This window comes from Paraburkholderia elongata (assembly GCF_013177735.1).
Lineage (GTDB): Bacteria > Pseudomonadota > Gammaproteobacteria > Burkholderiales > Burkholderiaceae > Paraburkholderia > Paraburkholderia elongata.
Window position 1 is genome coordinate 105,843 of sequence record NZ_WOEZ01000036.1, and the last position, 13,173, is coordinate 119,015.

Genomic DNA, 13,173 nt, shown 5'->3' on the forward strand with positions numbered 1-13,173 from the left:
CCTGACTTGGCAGTGGGTCGAAACAGCGCTTTCCCGAGATCGACTGGCTACGTGTACAACTCGTCCCAGTCTTCACCAAGTGCCCAGCGTCCGTTCTAACTTCTTGGCGGACTTCAGCGCACGTTTCCAAACGTCTTCCGCGATGTGGGTTTGGGAATTCAACTTTCTCTTGCTCCATCCTTCGTCCCACTCTTCCTGACTGACGATCTTGACCTTGCCCTTTTCGATTTGCCATTCGGTGTACTTGTGCCGGTTGTACCAGACCTGCGTCGTCAGCCGGTCCATAGCATCTAACATCTCCGAAAGACTTCTCGGCTCTTGGTCCCATTCCTGCTCCCACATTGCATAGGTAACGCGCATCGGGTCGATACGTCGCAAGCACTCGGCCAAGTTGATGAAGTACATTGACTTGATCTTCGAGAAGGAAGCAGCCAAGTCTGCGTGTGGCAGCTTCTGATTGCCGTTGACGATACTGAAGTCGTGCTTGTTGTGCGTGACAAATGCGAACCGCTGGCCCGCGCCGCTCATCGTTCGCACACACTCAAAGTACGTTTCGATAAGCACAGCGTCAGCCATCGAGTTCTTGTTTTCATGGCATGGAGCCTTTCTATGCAGCGCACGGTCTGCGGCCCGAAGTTTAGCCGTGTCACTCGCTTCGATGACGGTGGACGCAGACAGGATCGCAGCGATCCGCGCCAGTATGCTTTCAGCGGCACCACCTAAGATGGGGATGCGGTGATCCAAGTCTGACAGGTAGTCCAGCACCCGGCCCTTTTGCCGCTTATCGCCGTCAGCCTTGCGAATGGCGCTCTTCACCTGATCGAAGTGACTCGAAAGACTTTTCGCGCTTGATTTGGCAACCCGGTCGCGATTTTTGTGGAATTCATCGACAACGATGCGTGGTACTAGCAGCGTCACCCGTCCATCCGAAAGCAGACTCTCTAGCAGGTCCAGCAACGGCGTCTGCTTCGCATCTGCCGCAAGGTCCAGCCAAACACTGGTGTCGATCAGTACATTAAACATGGGTATAGATCGTTGTTTTCAACGGCGTAGCGCGTGGGCTTCAAACGCAAGCGACGGCGACCAACACTAGTCGGCGGGGGACATCCGCCCTTGAACAGACAATGCAAACTTGGTTGCGAAGTCCACGGCGAAAGCTGCGTCGGATATGGTCAACGCCGATGCATCCTGCATGCGTTCCCACTTGTAGTGTCCCCCGATCATACGGTGCATCACGGGTACAACCGATTCGAATCGAACAAGCTCACTGATGTTTACAGCCAAGGCGAGCATTATGGTCATGCGCTCGCTCCCGGCGGCGGCATCATCGAGATACCCTTCAAGTTCGCGGGCGAATCGTATGGCAGCATCGTCGAGCCCCGCAGAAGATGAAGGCGACCAGCGGTGCGACCGACTATAGAGCAGCGCGATTAATTCACCGGTCGCCACTTCAACAGCTTCTGCGCTGTACCCAAACACTTTTTCGAGATCTTCTTCCTGCAAACTACGCTCGGCGTCCTTCAACCGGTTCCGCACAGCCGTTGATGTCACCAGGTCAGCCACGGACAGTTCAGAAAACCGAACATCGAAAAAGCGTTTGGCTGCAACGTCGAAAAAATCTCCAACATACCCGAGCAATCGCCGCGAGTCTGCTTTGTCGGGGATCAGGCCATAGTGTTTGAAATTTACGCGAGCCTTATTTAACTCGATCAACCTTGCGCGGAAGGGAACGTACTTGCTCTCATCTTGGTTCGCTGCGGCGTCGATGTAGTCCATGCACTTGACGAACTCGTCCGGGATTTTCAGCCCAGAGACCGGTCGATCCTTCATAACTGCACGCAGAAACAATTCGACCGCATCTTGCGCTATCGAGACGGCAAGTCCGACGTGAACCCCGGTATTGCGGGAAAGATACCCTTCTGCTTCAGAACACAAGGCGCGACAAAGTACAACTTGGCCTAACTCCATACCTGTCCTTCAAGAAAGCACATCGAAAGGGTACATAGCGTGCGGCGGCACCCGTCATGGCAGACGGCACGCGCTCATCAAGCGCCCGAGTTGGCGGTTATCGTCAATAGCCGGGCAACCAACGGTGCCACTATCTCAAATCCTCGCAAGTGCGCCAACCATCGCGCCGGGATGCCATCGATGCCGTATTTGATACCGGCCAGACCGCATTGAACGCATATGGAAGCATGGTTCGCGTGACCGATATGGTCAGGGAACTGTTGCAAAAAAGCGTCATCCTTCCGCCGAAAAGAGCCTATAAAACGCCGCTTTTCATCGCACACCGCCCCGGTAGCCTTGCAGGACGGGCGCATCGAAAAATTACCGATTTCGCCTAAGTTAAGTAGCGTTTTCCCGATTTAACAAGTCGGCACAATAGGAAGACAGTATCGGAATGGCAAGTGCAATAGTATGAAGAAATGGGCAAGGTGACGCGACCGGGAGAAGTAATTGGCTGGGCTTTTTACTGTTTTGGTTCGGCTCACCGTCGCGTTTGGTTTCGCGGTGGCCCTGATAACTTCATTCGTGCTGGGCGTTGAGGCGCTGCTGTGCATGCTGGGCCGTCGAAATGCGCGCCGCCGCAACCTGCGTCGCTATCGGCGCACCTGACCTTCAGATCGAGATGCCGACTCTCAAATAGCCCGGAACGTAACAGACGGGGATGCGCCGCGAAAGCGAACCCGTGATTCTCAACGACAGACTTTATGAGCAGCGGTGTCTCGTCAGCGGGGCGTGAAGGTGTAACTCGCCGTCAATTCCGGCCACGGTGTCGGCAGCATCTCACCAACCATGTACAGCCCCCGCCCGAACCTGTTGTAGATGAGCGCGATCCCGAACAATCGTGAATCAGGCGGTGTTCCGCAGCGCTAAAGTCGTGTTTGTTGTGCGTGACGAAGGCGAACCGTTGCCCCGCGCCGCCCATCGTCCGTACATACTCGAAGTACGTTTCGATCAGCACCGCATCGGCCATCGAATTCTTGTCTTTGTCGTGTCCACGGCCAGTTGCGCAAGTCCTTCAGCGTCCTTCTGGACTGCGTCCCGCGCGTTAATCGTCAATCGGCAGTCCGGCCACCAGCGCTATACCGTTCGCGGCCTGTTCACCGACCGCGTTGGCAACGTCCGTAATTGTGCGAAAGTCCGTAAAGAGCCAATATAGCCAAGTATCTTCCTCGACCTTGAAACTCGTATCGCCCACCTGAACGACGGCACTGAGATAGTCCGCCCCGTCCATAAAATTGAAAAGAATTCGAGCAGTGTCGGATCGACTTCTTACACCTGTAATGCGAATGGTTACTGGCACTCCGTCTCCGTTTTTACTAACTTTTAGTCCGAGGTGCGCTGCTCTCTCGTAGAACGCATGCATCATCGTGACGCGTATCCATGGCGTCACCAGATACCCGTTTGCGTCAATCCTCGGTGGCTGAATGCTGTTGGCAATCGCATGTTTTGTCTCGACGCTATCAGCGTGTTGCGCGTCAACGTGAGGAACGGTCGTCATGCAGCCGGCCAGGAGCGTGCATGCGAGTCCTAAAGTACAGGCCAGAAGTCTGCTTCTCATGCCTCAGCCTTTGTAGAGAGCGGTCGGTGTCAATCTATTTACGACCGATGGCCTGTTTTCTTTAGGTGCGGGGTGACCATCAATTGTGCGGTGACCTTGCAAGGAGCGGTTCAATCAACGGTTCAACAAGGTCGAACCCTCGCAACTGCGGCAGCCATCGAGCCGGAATACCGTCCAAACCAAACTTGATTCCGGCCAACCCGCACGCGACCGCCGCAGTCGTGTCCATATCCTGTCCGAACAGGATCGCAGTCCGGGCAACATCCTCGAACGATTCTGCTTCCAGTGCCTAGCGTGCCGACCATATCGTATCAAGCACGTAACCAGTCCCACGCGGTTGATCGGTCTTCGAAAAGCTGCGGAGCACGTTAAGTTCGGCCAGAAACGTCTTTCGTCCCTGCTGATCGGACCAGACGCGGTAGATTCCTTCCAGACGTTGGTCAGCCCACACCCACGGGTCCGGCAGCTTCTGCAAATAGCCCCGTGCGATGAGAACGTAGAACGCGCATGCCACCTGTGAACGGGCGTGTGCGTGTGTCGGCAACGATTGAAGATGGGCTTCGCGAACCAACGAATCGTCGGGACCGATGTGCCACAACGCCAGCGGTAGGACGCACATCAAGCCACCGTTTCCGTTGCTCCAACCGCGTCGCGGTTCACTCGTCCGTTTCCGGTCCTCCTCGACAGCAGTCTTCGCTTCGGCGAGGATCGCGTCAACTTCATCGCCCTCGCCATATGCAAAGAGCATTCGCATGATTTCACGAACTGTGATCTTCAGCGGCGTCGAATCTCTGTCGAACCAGCGACATCGTTCCTCTTAACCGGTGCTCGTCAGGAATTCGACCACGACACTGCTGTTCGTTATCTTGCTGCTCACGCTGCCCCCCCTTCTGTTGTTGTTCGACCGCCATATCGACCAGGATGTCCGCAGTCCGTGCGCAAACCCGCGACATGCTGTGGTCCCGAGCCTCAAGAAAGCCCCACGTAAGGAAACGATATCCGTTGTTGCATATGGCAATCGCCATGCAGCCGACGCAGGCGATCAAGCAAGTCAGCGAAGTTAGATTGCCAACGCGCTGGGGGTCGCCCACGTTTGCATTGGCTGCCAGTCGGCCTGAACCGACTGCTGAACATCGAGACGTGGAAGCGACCTGACGATCTTCATCGTTTCGAGACTGACAGTTACCACGCGCTGGAACAGTTCCAAACGCAGGTTATCAGGGAATATCTCGGTCTGACCAACCCACCATCAGGGTGATTGCTTTAAAAAACGTGGCTCGATTACATGAGCCAGCTTCTCCAACGCAAGACGAGGGTTCCCGTCGTCGAGAAGCCGTCTAGAAATGACAATTGCTTCTTCATCGAAGGCATCAAGCACAAGAAGCCGTTCAGCATGGTCGATCAGGTCAAGCACTTTCCCGCACAGATCACCTGAATACCGACCGTGCACAGCAGCAAGCGCTTCCTCCCGCAACTCTGACAAGCGTTGCCCTAGGTCTGATGCCGTGGTTGGTTGAAAGCCCCATGCCATGTTCGCCTCCATTGATGCCACACCATCGTACCGCACCCGCACTCGGCGTGTGTCACGCAACAAGCTCTACCGCCATACGGCATAGGGGGTCGCCACTGGCAATGCCATGCCCGCAACAGGGCCGTGGCTGATCACGTGTACTAGCAGACAGTGGTCGTGTTGTTCGGTTGATGTCGTCAACGGGAATGAATCTCTGACAATGAGGACTGAGGGACCGACGAAGTAAGGGCTGCCTGAATGTTTTCAAGCGAACGAACCACATCCCCGGCATCAAGACTGACGTAGTGTCGGTGAAGCACGTCGGAACGTTTCGGGGCGTGTCCCAGAATCCGTCGCGAGATGGCGTCTTCCGCGCACCACTTCATCTACCGTGAACCGAGACGGTCAGGTAAAGTTGCGACTTGCGTAGTCAGGATTGTTGTGCAAGTCCGGTCCAAACGCTGTCCAAATTCATTAACCAATTTGGTCAAGATCGAACAGATCTCAGCCCGCAAGTCATTGATTTATAAGACCGTCACCCAAGGCTATGAACGGCATCCAGACATGTGCACGGCGGTAGATCGCGGAATGACGATCACCGATGTGAAAGTGCTGGAGAAGCACGGCGGCAAGTCGGGGGATCAGGTGGCGGTTTGATGCCGGCCAACGTCATCGCCCCGCTCCACCCCTACGGTTACGGCTAACGCTACAAAACGACAGCGCGGCTCAATCCTCGTCGCTGTCGTCGTCCGGATTGACGTCGCCCGGTGGCATGCCGTAGCGCTTGACCAGTTCCGCCTTGAAACCGGCCAACGTCTTTTGCTCGTCGCACAGCTGATACAGGTAGGCCAACTGCGATGGCCAGTCCTTCAACTCCTGAGCAAAGATCTTCAGGCGCTCGACGGTGTCGAATGCGCCCGCCGTATCGCCGCCCAGTGCCTGCAGCACCGCGTACCGGCGCAGCACGGTTTCGCCCGGCAACAGCGCAAGCGCCTGCTTGTGCATGGCGAGCTTGTGTTGCAGGTTCATCGAGTTCATGGGCTCCAACGTTGCAAGACCATACTCGCCCCACGCCTGGAACAGGAACGACGGGTCCGCCCGATACTGCTCAGCAGGACGCGAGCCGTAATACAGCACCTCGGAGCGCGCGTAATCCTTGTACACCGGATACAGCGCAGCCAGCCCACCGAACACGACAACCACGAACGCACCGAATGACAGGCGGGCAGGCACGAGCCGCAGCGGCCGTGTCTCGAGCAAGCCGAACACGAACATCGCCGGCAGCAGGAAGAACATGTACTGCTGCGGATACTCGACCAGCGCATGCATGACCAGCACGCCGATCAGCGCGATACCGAACACGCGCGCGGCGCTCTGCGGTGCGCGGACCACGCGCACCAGCCACGTGATCAGGCCGAACAGCACGATCGCGAGACCGATCAAACCGGTTTTCGCGAGCAGGTCGATGAAGATGTCGTGCGAGTTGTTCGCAATCTCGACGCCGCCCAGCGACTTCACATACTCGAACTGGTAACTCGGAAACTCGCCCCAGCCGACACCCAGTAGCGGATGCGCCTTGAACATCGTCCAGCCGTATTTCCACAGCGCAAGGCGCGGCGCGATCTGGCCTGCGTCCTTGAAGCGCTCTGCCGCCGACTGCCCAAGTTCCAGGTGATAGTGCACATTGGCCCAGCGGATCAATGCATTGACGACGAAGAACAGCACCGCCAACGCGATCGGGATCAGCCATTCGCGATTGCTGCGGCGAAGAAGCGGCTGACTGCGCGTCTGCGCGAAGGCCATCCAGAAACCCGCCACCACGACCACGCCCATCTGCAGCCAGGGGCCGCGCGACACGGTCAGCGCAAGTCCAATGGCGAAAATCGTCGACACGAGCAGCCAGATGCTGACGGCAATGCGGCGTGTCTGCACGAGGAACAGCGCACCCGCCATCGCGAATGCGATATAGGTGGCGAGGTGATTCGCCTGCGCCATATTGCCGAACGGCCGGCGCTCGACGGTCACGTTATAGGCGACGACCAGCGGCGACACGCGCGCTTCGAGGTGAAACAACTGGATCACCTGGCAGAACACCGCAAACAGGCCGCCGACGATCAACGCCCCGGCCGCCCAGCGCAGCGCTGTTTCGTTCAGCTTGGCGCGCGTGAAACCGTAGCCGGCGTGCGTCGCCATGAATGCGGCGAGCAGGTAACCGCCGCCGAGCCAGTTCATCGACGGCTGCGAGACCGGCAGCAGCACCGACTGCGCCACCAGCACCAGCCCGAACAGCAAGGGCACCAGCGCGACAACCGGCGACGCGAACGTCACGCGCGGGCTTGCCGTCGACACCAGCAGCACGACACCCGCGCCGGTCAGCAGATACAGCGCGAGCGCCGTGAATTCAGCGTAGAAGGTCGGAATCGGATATGTGTGGCCGACGACTGCATAAGGCAGCACCAACGCAAGAGACAACAGAATGAGAGACAGGTAGCGCGCAAATGGGGTGGGCATCGAATAACCGGAGGGCGTCAGCAACCGGCGCACTATACAAAAAAATTCTCCTGCTGTGCGCCGGCTGGGCTGAAATATCCCGAAAATCAGCCTTTTACGTTCGGATAACAACTCACCCGATCGTCCGCCCTATTGCTTAAGAGCGCTTACGAGCGGCACTCCGGTGGTGCAAGATTCGACGGCAAGGACGGCGCATCGGCAGGTGCGGGCCCGGCGCCTGGCGCTGGCAACGAGCAGGCCGTCTTGCCGCCAGCAAAACATTCCCAGGTCACCGCACCCGCCTGCACGGCGCCCTTGCTCAAAGCGACTCGCGCAGTCGGCGCGTCGGCATTGTCCGGCACCGAGGGCACCAGGATCAGCGTGTTCGACCCGGCAGGCGCGACGCGTGTCGTGAAAGCGACGGTGATCTGGCCGGTGTCATCGTCCACATGAACGGATTCAACGTTGCGGGTGGCAGGCGGCGATGCATAACCGCCGCCAAACGCATTGCCGCTGGCGGCGTTTTCAGACACCGCGAGCCGCGCGGATGCGGCCAGCGAGAGCCCCTCGCCTACGCGGCTGCGGGCCAGATAGTCCTGATACGCCGGAATCGCATAGGCCGCGATTACGCCGACGATCGCCAGCACGATCATCAACTCGATCAGCGTGAAACCGAAGCTAAAGCAGCGGCAGGCGCGTGCGAGCGGCGCGGTCCAGCGCGCTCGTTCGAACGCGTGCCTTGGGGAAAGTGTGGACTGTGAATAAGGGGAATACGGCAAAGTAACGATCATCGGCAGGCTCCTCGAAACGAAAAACGCCTGGCCCTCGAAGCGGGGACAGGCGTTTCAATCGTAGCCAGCGGTGCTCGTTCCACACAGTCAGCCAAATGGCTAACGCTGCGCTAGTGCGGCGGAGGTCGGTGCGGGTACGGTTCTATGTTGAGGCCACGGCACCGTTGCCGTGACGCTTCCGGCTACGGCTCAGGCCGAGTTCAGCTTAAGTCGCCGCGCGCTTCGCATTGCGGCGCTTGAGCAGATAACCGAGGATCACGACGAACAGCGCGCAGGCGATGCTCATGCCGTACTCGGCTACCGGCGTATCGAGGATCGGCCAACGGTCGCCCGCCGGGTCGTTGATGATCAGACCGCCCGCGATCCAGCCGAGCAGCGCAGCGCCGAGCGTGATGACGATCGGAAAGCGGTCGAGCAGCTTCAGCACCAACTGGCTGCCCCACACGATCAGCGGAATGCTCACCACCAGGCCGAAAATCACCAGCGCGAGGCGATGTCCGGGATCGGCCGCCTCGGCCGCGCCCGCAATCGCGATCACGTTGTCGAGACTCATCACCGCGTCCGCGAGGATGATGGTCTTGATCGCCAAGATGAGCTTGTCGGCCGGCTTGATGTTCTCGTGAATATCGTGCGCGGGTGCCATCAGGCGCACGCCGATCCACAGCAGCAACAAGCCGCCTGCAAATTTCAGCAGCGGCACGTCGAGCAGCGCCACGGCAAACGCAATCAGCGCCACGCGCAGCACAATCGCGCCGGAAGTGCCCCACAGCACGCCCTTGGTACGCTGCTCAGCCGGCAGGTTGCGGCAGGCAAGCGCGATCACCACGGCATTGTCGCCACCCAGCAGAATGTCGATGACGATGATCTGAATGACTGCGCCCCAATGGAGCGTGGCGAAGAATTCGAGCATGAGTGATGAATAAGAAGGAATCGGACGCGCGGGCAATAAAAAAGCGGAGGAGTCTACACTCCCCCGCTTTTTAAGACTGCCGGCTCACGAAAGGGTTTCGTAAGCGTATCAAAAACGCGCCGTGACTGCGCGCGAATTTCGATTTACAGCATCGCCTTCAGAAGACGCGCCATTTCCGACGGGTTCTTCGTGACCGTGATGCCGCAGGCTTCCATGATCTCCAGCTTGGCTTCAGCCGTGTCCGCACCGCCCGAGATCAGCGCGCCGGCGTGGCCCATGCGCTTGCCCGGAGGCGCCGTGACGCCGGCGATGAAACCAACCACCGGCTTCTTCATGTTGTCCTTGATCCACTCAGCAGCGTTCGCTTCGTCCGGACCGCCGATCTCGCCGATCATGATGACGGCGTCCGTTTCCGGATCGTCGTTGAACATCTTCATCACGTCGATGTGCTTCAGACCGTTGATCGGGTCGCCGCCGATACCGACTGCCGACGATTGGCCGAGGCCGATCGCCGTCAATTGGCCGACTGCTTCATACGTCAGCGTGCCCGAACGCGACACGACGCCGATGCGGCCCTTGCGGTGGATGTGACCCGGCATGATGCCGATCTTCAGCTCGTCCGGCGTGATCGTGCCCGGGCAGTTCGGTCCGAGCAGCAGCGTCTTGCGGTTTTCGCGACGCATACGGTCCTTGACCTCGATCATGTCGCGGACGGGGATGCCTTCCGTGATACAGATCGCCAGATCCAGATCGGCTTCGACCGCTTCCCAGATCGCAGCCGCAGCGCCTGCCGGCGGCACGTAAATCACCGACACGGTTGCGCCCGTTTCAGCCTTGGCTTCAGCGACGCTAGCGTAGATAGGAATGCCTTCGAAATCTTCGCCGGCCTTCTTCGGGTTCACGCCCGCAACATACGCTTCACGGCCGTTTGCATATTCACGGCAAGCACGCGTGTGGAACTGACCGGTCTTGCCGGTGATGCCCTGCGTGATGACCTTGGTGTCTTTGTTAATCAGAATCGACATGTATTGACCTCTGTTCGTTTGGCGTCGCGCTGTTGCGCCCTAAGGCAGAATGTTCTTCGCCCGCGTCGCTCACGCGCCGCCATTCGTAATCCTGGTAAACGCTCGGCTGGCTTACGCCTTGCCCGAAGCGGCCGCGACGACCTTCTGAGCAGCTTCTTCCATGCTGTCCGCCGAAATGATCGGCAGACCGGATTCAGCGAGCATCTTCTTGCCCAGGTCTTCGTTCGTGCCCTTCATGCGCACGACGAGCGGCACCTGCAAATGAACCGCCTTCGACGCGGCGATCACGCCTTCCGCGATCACGTCGCAACGCATGATGCCGCCGAAGATGTTGACCAGGATCGCCGTCAGGTTCGGGTTCGTCAGCATCAGCTTGAACGCTTCCGTGACCTTCTCGGTCGTGGCGCCACCGCCCACGTCCAGGAAGTTCGCCGGTTCGCCGCCGAACAGCTTGATGGTGTCCATCGTCGCCATGGCCAGACCTGCGCCGTTCACGAGGCAGCCGATGTTGCCGTCGAGCGAGATGTACGCGAGGTCGAACTTCGACGCTTCGACTTCAGCCGGATTTTCTTCGTCCAGATCGCGATACGCGACGATTTCCGGGTGACGGAACAGTGCGTTCGAATCGAAGTTGAATTTCGCATCAAGCGCGATGACCTTGCCGTCGCCGGTCAGGATCAGCGGGTTGATTTCGGCCAGCGATGAGTCGGTTTCCCAGAATGCCTTGTACAGGCCTTGCAGGATCGCGCGTGCTTGCGGCAGCGAAGCGGCGGGCACGCCGATCTTCGTGGCGAGCTCGTCGGCTTCAGCGTCTTTCAGACCGGTCGACGGATCGACGGCGATCTTGTGGATCAGCTCAGGCGTCTTTTCCGCGACTTCTTCGACGTCCATGCCGCCTTCGCTCGATGCCATCACGACGATCTTCTGCGAAACGCGATCGATCACGAGGCCGACATACAGTTCCTTCTTGATGTCAGCGCCTTCTTCGATCAGCAGACGATTCACCTTCTGGCCTTCCGGACCGGTCTGGTGCGTGACGAGCTGCATGCCGAGGATCTGGTTCGAGTATTCACGAACCTGTTCCAGCGACTTGGCGACCTTCACGCCGCCGCCCTTGCCACGGCCACCCGCGTGGATCTGAGCCTTCACGACCCATACCGGGCCGCCGAGCTCTTCCGCGGCCTTGACCGCATCATCCACCGAGAAGACCGGCTTGCCGCGCGGTACCGCGACGCCGAATTTCCGCAGGATTTCCTTACCCTGGTACTCGTGAATCTTCATGCGTGATTCCCTTCAGTCTGAGAGTTGGATTGAACATCGTTTCCGCTGCCGTCGTTCATGCCGGACGCGTTGCCGCCCTCACCTGTCTGCCGGGCTGCCCCGTCGCCTGACGATGCCGCGCGATCCGCTGTATACGGAGCGCGGCCATACCAGCGCGGATAAAACTGTTGCACCGCCTCGCCGTCGAAACGCAGCGCGTGGCAGCGTCCCAGCTGGAATGGCGGTTTGTTGTTGGAATGCTCGTCTGTGCTGTCTGCACTTTTGGCCTGCTCGGTCCCTGACTTTGCCGTTGCACCGGGCGTGCCTTCATTGGTGTTCCACACGTCGCCGGCAAATGCCTGGATTGCGGCGGTCGGCAAAAACGCGCACAACTCGGTGAGATGCGTGCAGCCAGCCGTGCCGGCCAGCAAACGGGCAGCATCGCGACGGAAGTTTTGGAACAGATTGAGCCCGATGAGGGCACGGTAGGCGGGATTGCTGGCTTGGCACAGCCCTGGATAGGGCACCCAGTCGGACGACGCTTCGGCGTCGACGACGTTGAGCTTGCGATCGATGGTGATGCGAAGCCAGAGTTCATGGATCGGCTGACCATTGGGCCGGATGCCCGACGCAAGCACCACATCGCGCGGTTTTTCGTCGGTCAAGCACGCTTCCACATCCCACAGGCCATCGGCTCGCTCATAGGCTTCCGCTCTGATTGCGCGACGGTGGCGCAACTGACGGGACACTGGCGGAGAGAGCGGCATGCGGAAAGGAAAGGCCGGATTGGAAAACCCGTGAATTTTAGCATACTGGGTATTTGAGACAGGTCGGAATGCGCAGGGCCGCCCGGCGGGGCGGGGAACGCGGAAGGCCTTATCTCGAAGTGAGGCTGGCGGCGGGGTTCTGCCGCGGCCTGGCAGCGACTCGTTGCTTCATTCCTCGTCGAACCCTTTGAGAATTTTGCCGATCGTGGCGCCCGAGAAACCGCGCGACGCCAGAAAACGCGCCTGTTTGGCCCGCTCGGCGGGCGTTTCGGGAAGCCGATCGAATTTCTTGCGCCAGACGGCCTGAGCGCGCGCGAGTTCGGTTTCGCGCAGTTGCGCACTGGCCTCTTCAACCAGCGTTTGGTCCACCGCGTGCTGTTTCAATTCGCCGACGATCCGGCTCGCGCCCAACCGCGACGAGCGCCGATGGATCAGGCTTTCAGCAAAGCGCGAATCGGACAGCCAGTTTTCAGCTTCCAGCGAATCGAGCAAGGTCTCGAGCGAACCGGTTTCTTCGACGAACGGCTTCAGCTTGCGCGCCAGTTCGGAGCGGCTGTATTCACGCCGGGACAAATAGCCGAGCGCACGTCCTTTTAGCGAACGGGCCGGGCGTTGGGATTTTTTTGCATCGTCCTCCCCTGGCTTCGCCTCGCCGGGTGTGCGGCGCGAGCGGGTGTAGGTGGTTTCGGACGGGTCCGCTGCAGCTTGCGCAGAAGAATCAGACTGCGGCTGGCGACCTGCGGCGCGATCATGCGCATCGAACGACTCGAAGGGATCATCGTCACCGTCACGCGGGCCGTCCGCGTTGCGTCCAGCGTTGGCAGCACTGGATAGCGGCCGGCCCTTGCGTATCAC

13 protein-coding genes and 2 pseudogenes are annotated in these 13,173 nt (G+C 59.2%); 3 read left to right on the forward strand and 12 right to left on the reverse strand.

The window, feature by feature from the left end:
• Positions 1–72: 72 nt before the first annotated feature.
• On the reverse strand, positions 73–1,023 hold the full coding sequence (locus GNZ13_RS06925; RefSeq protein WP_172161718.1) for a PIN domain-containing protein: 951 nt from the start codon (positions 1,021–1,023) through the stop codon (positions 73–75).
• A gap of 66 nt (positions 1,024–1,089) precedes the next feature.
• Positions 1,090–1,968 carry a hypothetical protein gene (locus tag GNZ13_RS06930; protein ID WP_172161720.1) on the reverse strand — a complete coding sequence of 293 codons (879 nt, stop codon included), beginning with the start codon at positions 1,966–1,968 and terminating at the stop codon, positions 1,090–1,092.
• A 149-nt stretch (positions 1,969–2,117) separates the two neighbouring features.
• Here GNZ13_RS06930 and GNZ13_RS06935 point away from each other — a divergent pair, with 149 nt between their 5' ends.
• Both GNZ13_RS06935 and GNZ13_RS06940 read left to right on the forward strand, forming a co-directional pair.
• Positions 2,118–2,345: a hypothetical protein gene (locus tag GNZ13_RS06935; protein WP_172161722.1), complete on the forward strand. Its 228-nt coding sequence runs from the start codon at positions 2,118–2,120 to the stop codon at positions 2,343–2,345.
• 112 nt (positions 2,346–2,457) lie between these two features.
• On the forward strand, positions 2,458–2,616 hold the full coding sequence (locus GNZ13_RS06940; RefSeq protein WP_172161724.1) for a hypothetical protein: 159 nt from the start codon (positions 2,458–2,460) through the stop codon (positions 2,614–2,616).
• Positions 2,617–3,052: 436 nt separating this feature from the next.
• Here GNZ13_RS06940 and GNZ13_RS06945 read toward each other — a convergent pair whose 3' ends face one another.
• The 3 genes and pseudogenes from GNZ13_RS06945 to GNZ13_RS06955 form a co-directional block, all read right to left on the reverse strand.
• Positions 3,053–3,505, reverse strand: coding sequence for a hypothetical protein (locus GNZ13_RS06945; RefSeq protein ID WP_172161726.1), 453 nt, complete (start codon positions 3,503–3,505; stop codon positions 3,053–3,055).
• 139 nt (positions 3,506–3,644) lie between these two features.
• Positions 3,645–4,319: pseudogene (locus GNZ13_RS06950) on the reverse strand (ADP-ribosylglycohydrolase family protein).
• A gap of 495 nt (positions 4,320–4,814) precedes the next feature.
• Entirely contained in the window at positions 4,815–5,096 is a 282-nt protein-coding gene (locus tag GNZ13_RS06955; RefSeq protein ID WP_172161728.1) for a hypothetical protein, read from the reverse strand.
• Between the two features lie 540 nt (positions 5,097–5,636).
• Between GNZ13_RS06955 and moaC the strand changes: the two are divergent.
• Positions 5,637–5,732 (forward strand): annotated as a pseudogene (moaC, locus tag GNZ13_RS06960) (cyclic pyranopterin monophosphate synthase MoaC); the annotation flags it as partial.
• Between the two features lie 69 nt (positions 5,733–5,801).
• Here the strand turns inward: moaC and GNZ13_RS06965 are convergent.
• From GNZ13_RS06965 to recX, 7 genes are all read right to left on the reverse strand, one after another.
• The gene (locus GNZ13_RS06965; protein ID WP_172161730.1) at positions 5,802–7,586 is read right to left on the reverse strand and encodes a PglL family O-oligosaccharyltransferase; all 1,785 of its coding nucleotides are present in this window, start codon (positions 7,584–7,586) and stop codon (positions 5,802–5,804) included.
• A gap of 146 nt (positions 7,587–7,732) precedes the next feature.
• Complete coding sequence (locus tag GNZ13_RS06970; RefSeq protein WP_172161732.1) at positions 7,733–8,356, reverse strand: pilin; 624 nt, start codon at positions 8,354–8,356, stop codon at positions 7,733–7,735.
• Between the two features lie 205 nt (positions 8,357–8,561).
• The gene (locus tag GNZ13_RS06975) at positions 8,562–9,266 is read right to left on the reverse strand and encodes a TerC family protein (protein ID WP_172161734.1); all 705 of its coding nucleotides are present in this window, start codon (positions 9,264–9,266) and stop codon (positions 8,562–8,564) included.
• 143 nt (positions 9,267–9,409) lie between these two features.
• A complete protein-coding gene (gene sucD, locus GNZ13_RS06980; protein WP_172161736.1) occupies positions 9,410–10,291 on the reverse strand; it encodes a succinate--CoA ligase subunit alpha in 882 nt (293 codons plus the stop codon).
• Positions 10,292–10,402: 111 nt separating this feature from the next.
• Positions 10,403–11,572 (reverse strand): ADP-forming succinate--CoA ligase subunit beta, encoded by a 1,170-nt coding sequence (gene sucC / locus GNZ13_RS06985; protein WP_172161738.1) that lies wholly within the window; start codon positions 11,570–11,572, stop codon positions 10,403–10,405.
• On the reverse strand, positions 11,569–12,318 hold the full coding sequence (locus GNZ13_RS06990; RefSeq protein WP_172161740.1) for a DUF2889 domain-containing protein: 750 nt from the start codon (positions 12,316–12,318) through the stop codon (positions 11,569–11,571). The genes sucC and GNZ13_RS06990 overlap by 4 nt, the downstream gene beginning before the upstream one ends.
• 168 nt (positions 12,319–12,486) lie before the next feature.
• A complete protein-coding gene (recX, locus tag GNZ13_RS06995; RefSeq protein WP_172161742.1) occupies positions 12,487–13,173 on the reverse strand; it encodes a recombination regulator RecX in 687 nt (228 codons plus the stop codon).

Coding starts and splice junctions, on each gene's coding strand:
- GNZ13_RS06945 (WP_172161726.1), bottom strand. CDS start 3,505: ATGACGACCGTTCCTCACGTTGACGCGCAACACGCTGATAGCGTCGAG.
- GNZ13_RS06975 (WP_172161734.1), bottom strand. CDS start 9,266: ATGCTCGAATTCTTCGCCACGCTCCATTGGGGCGCAGTCATTCAGATC.
- GNZ13_RS06990 (WP_172161740.1), bottom strand. CDS start 12,318: ATGCCGCTCTCTCCGCCAGTGTCCCGTCAGTTGCGCCACCGTCGCGCA.
- GNZ13_RS06925 (WP_172161718.1), bottom strand. CDS start 1,023: ATGTTTAATGTACTGATCGACACCAGTGTTTGGCTGGACCTTGCGGCA.
- GNZ13_RS06970 (WP_172161732.1), bottom strand. CDS start 8,356: ATGATCGTTACTTTGCCGTATTCCCCTTATTCACAGTCCACACTTTCC.
- GNZ13_RS06955 (WP_172161728.1), bottom strand. CDS start 5,096: ATGGCATGGGGCTTTCAACCAACCACGGCATCAGACCTAGGGCAACGC.
- sucD (WP_172161736.1), bottom strand. CDS start 10,291: ATGTCGATTCTGATTAACAAAGACACCAAGGTCATCACGCAGGGCATC.
- GNZ13_RS06930 (WP_172161720.1), bottom strand. CDS start 1,968: ATGGAGTTAGGCCAAGTTGTACTTTGTCGCGCCTTGTGTTCTGAAGCA.
- GNZ13_RS06965 (WP_172161730.1), bottom strand. CDS start 7,586: ATGCCCACCCCATTTGCGCGCTACCTGTCTCTCATTCTGTTGTCTCTT.
- sucC (WP_172161738.1), bottom strand. CDS start 11,572: ATGAAGATTCACGAGTACCAGGGTAAGGAAATCCTGCGGAAATTCGGC.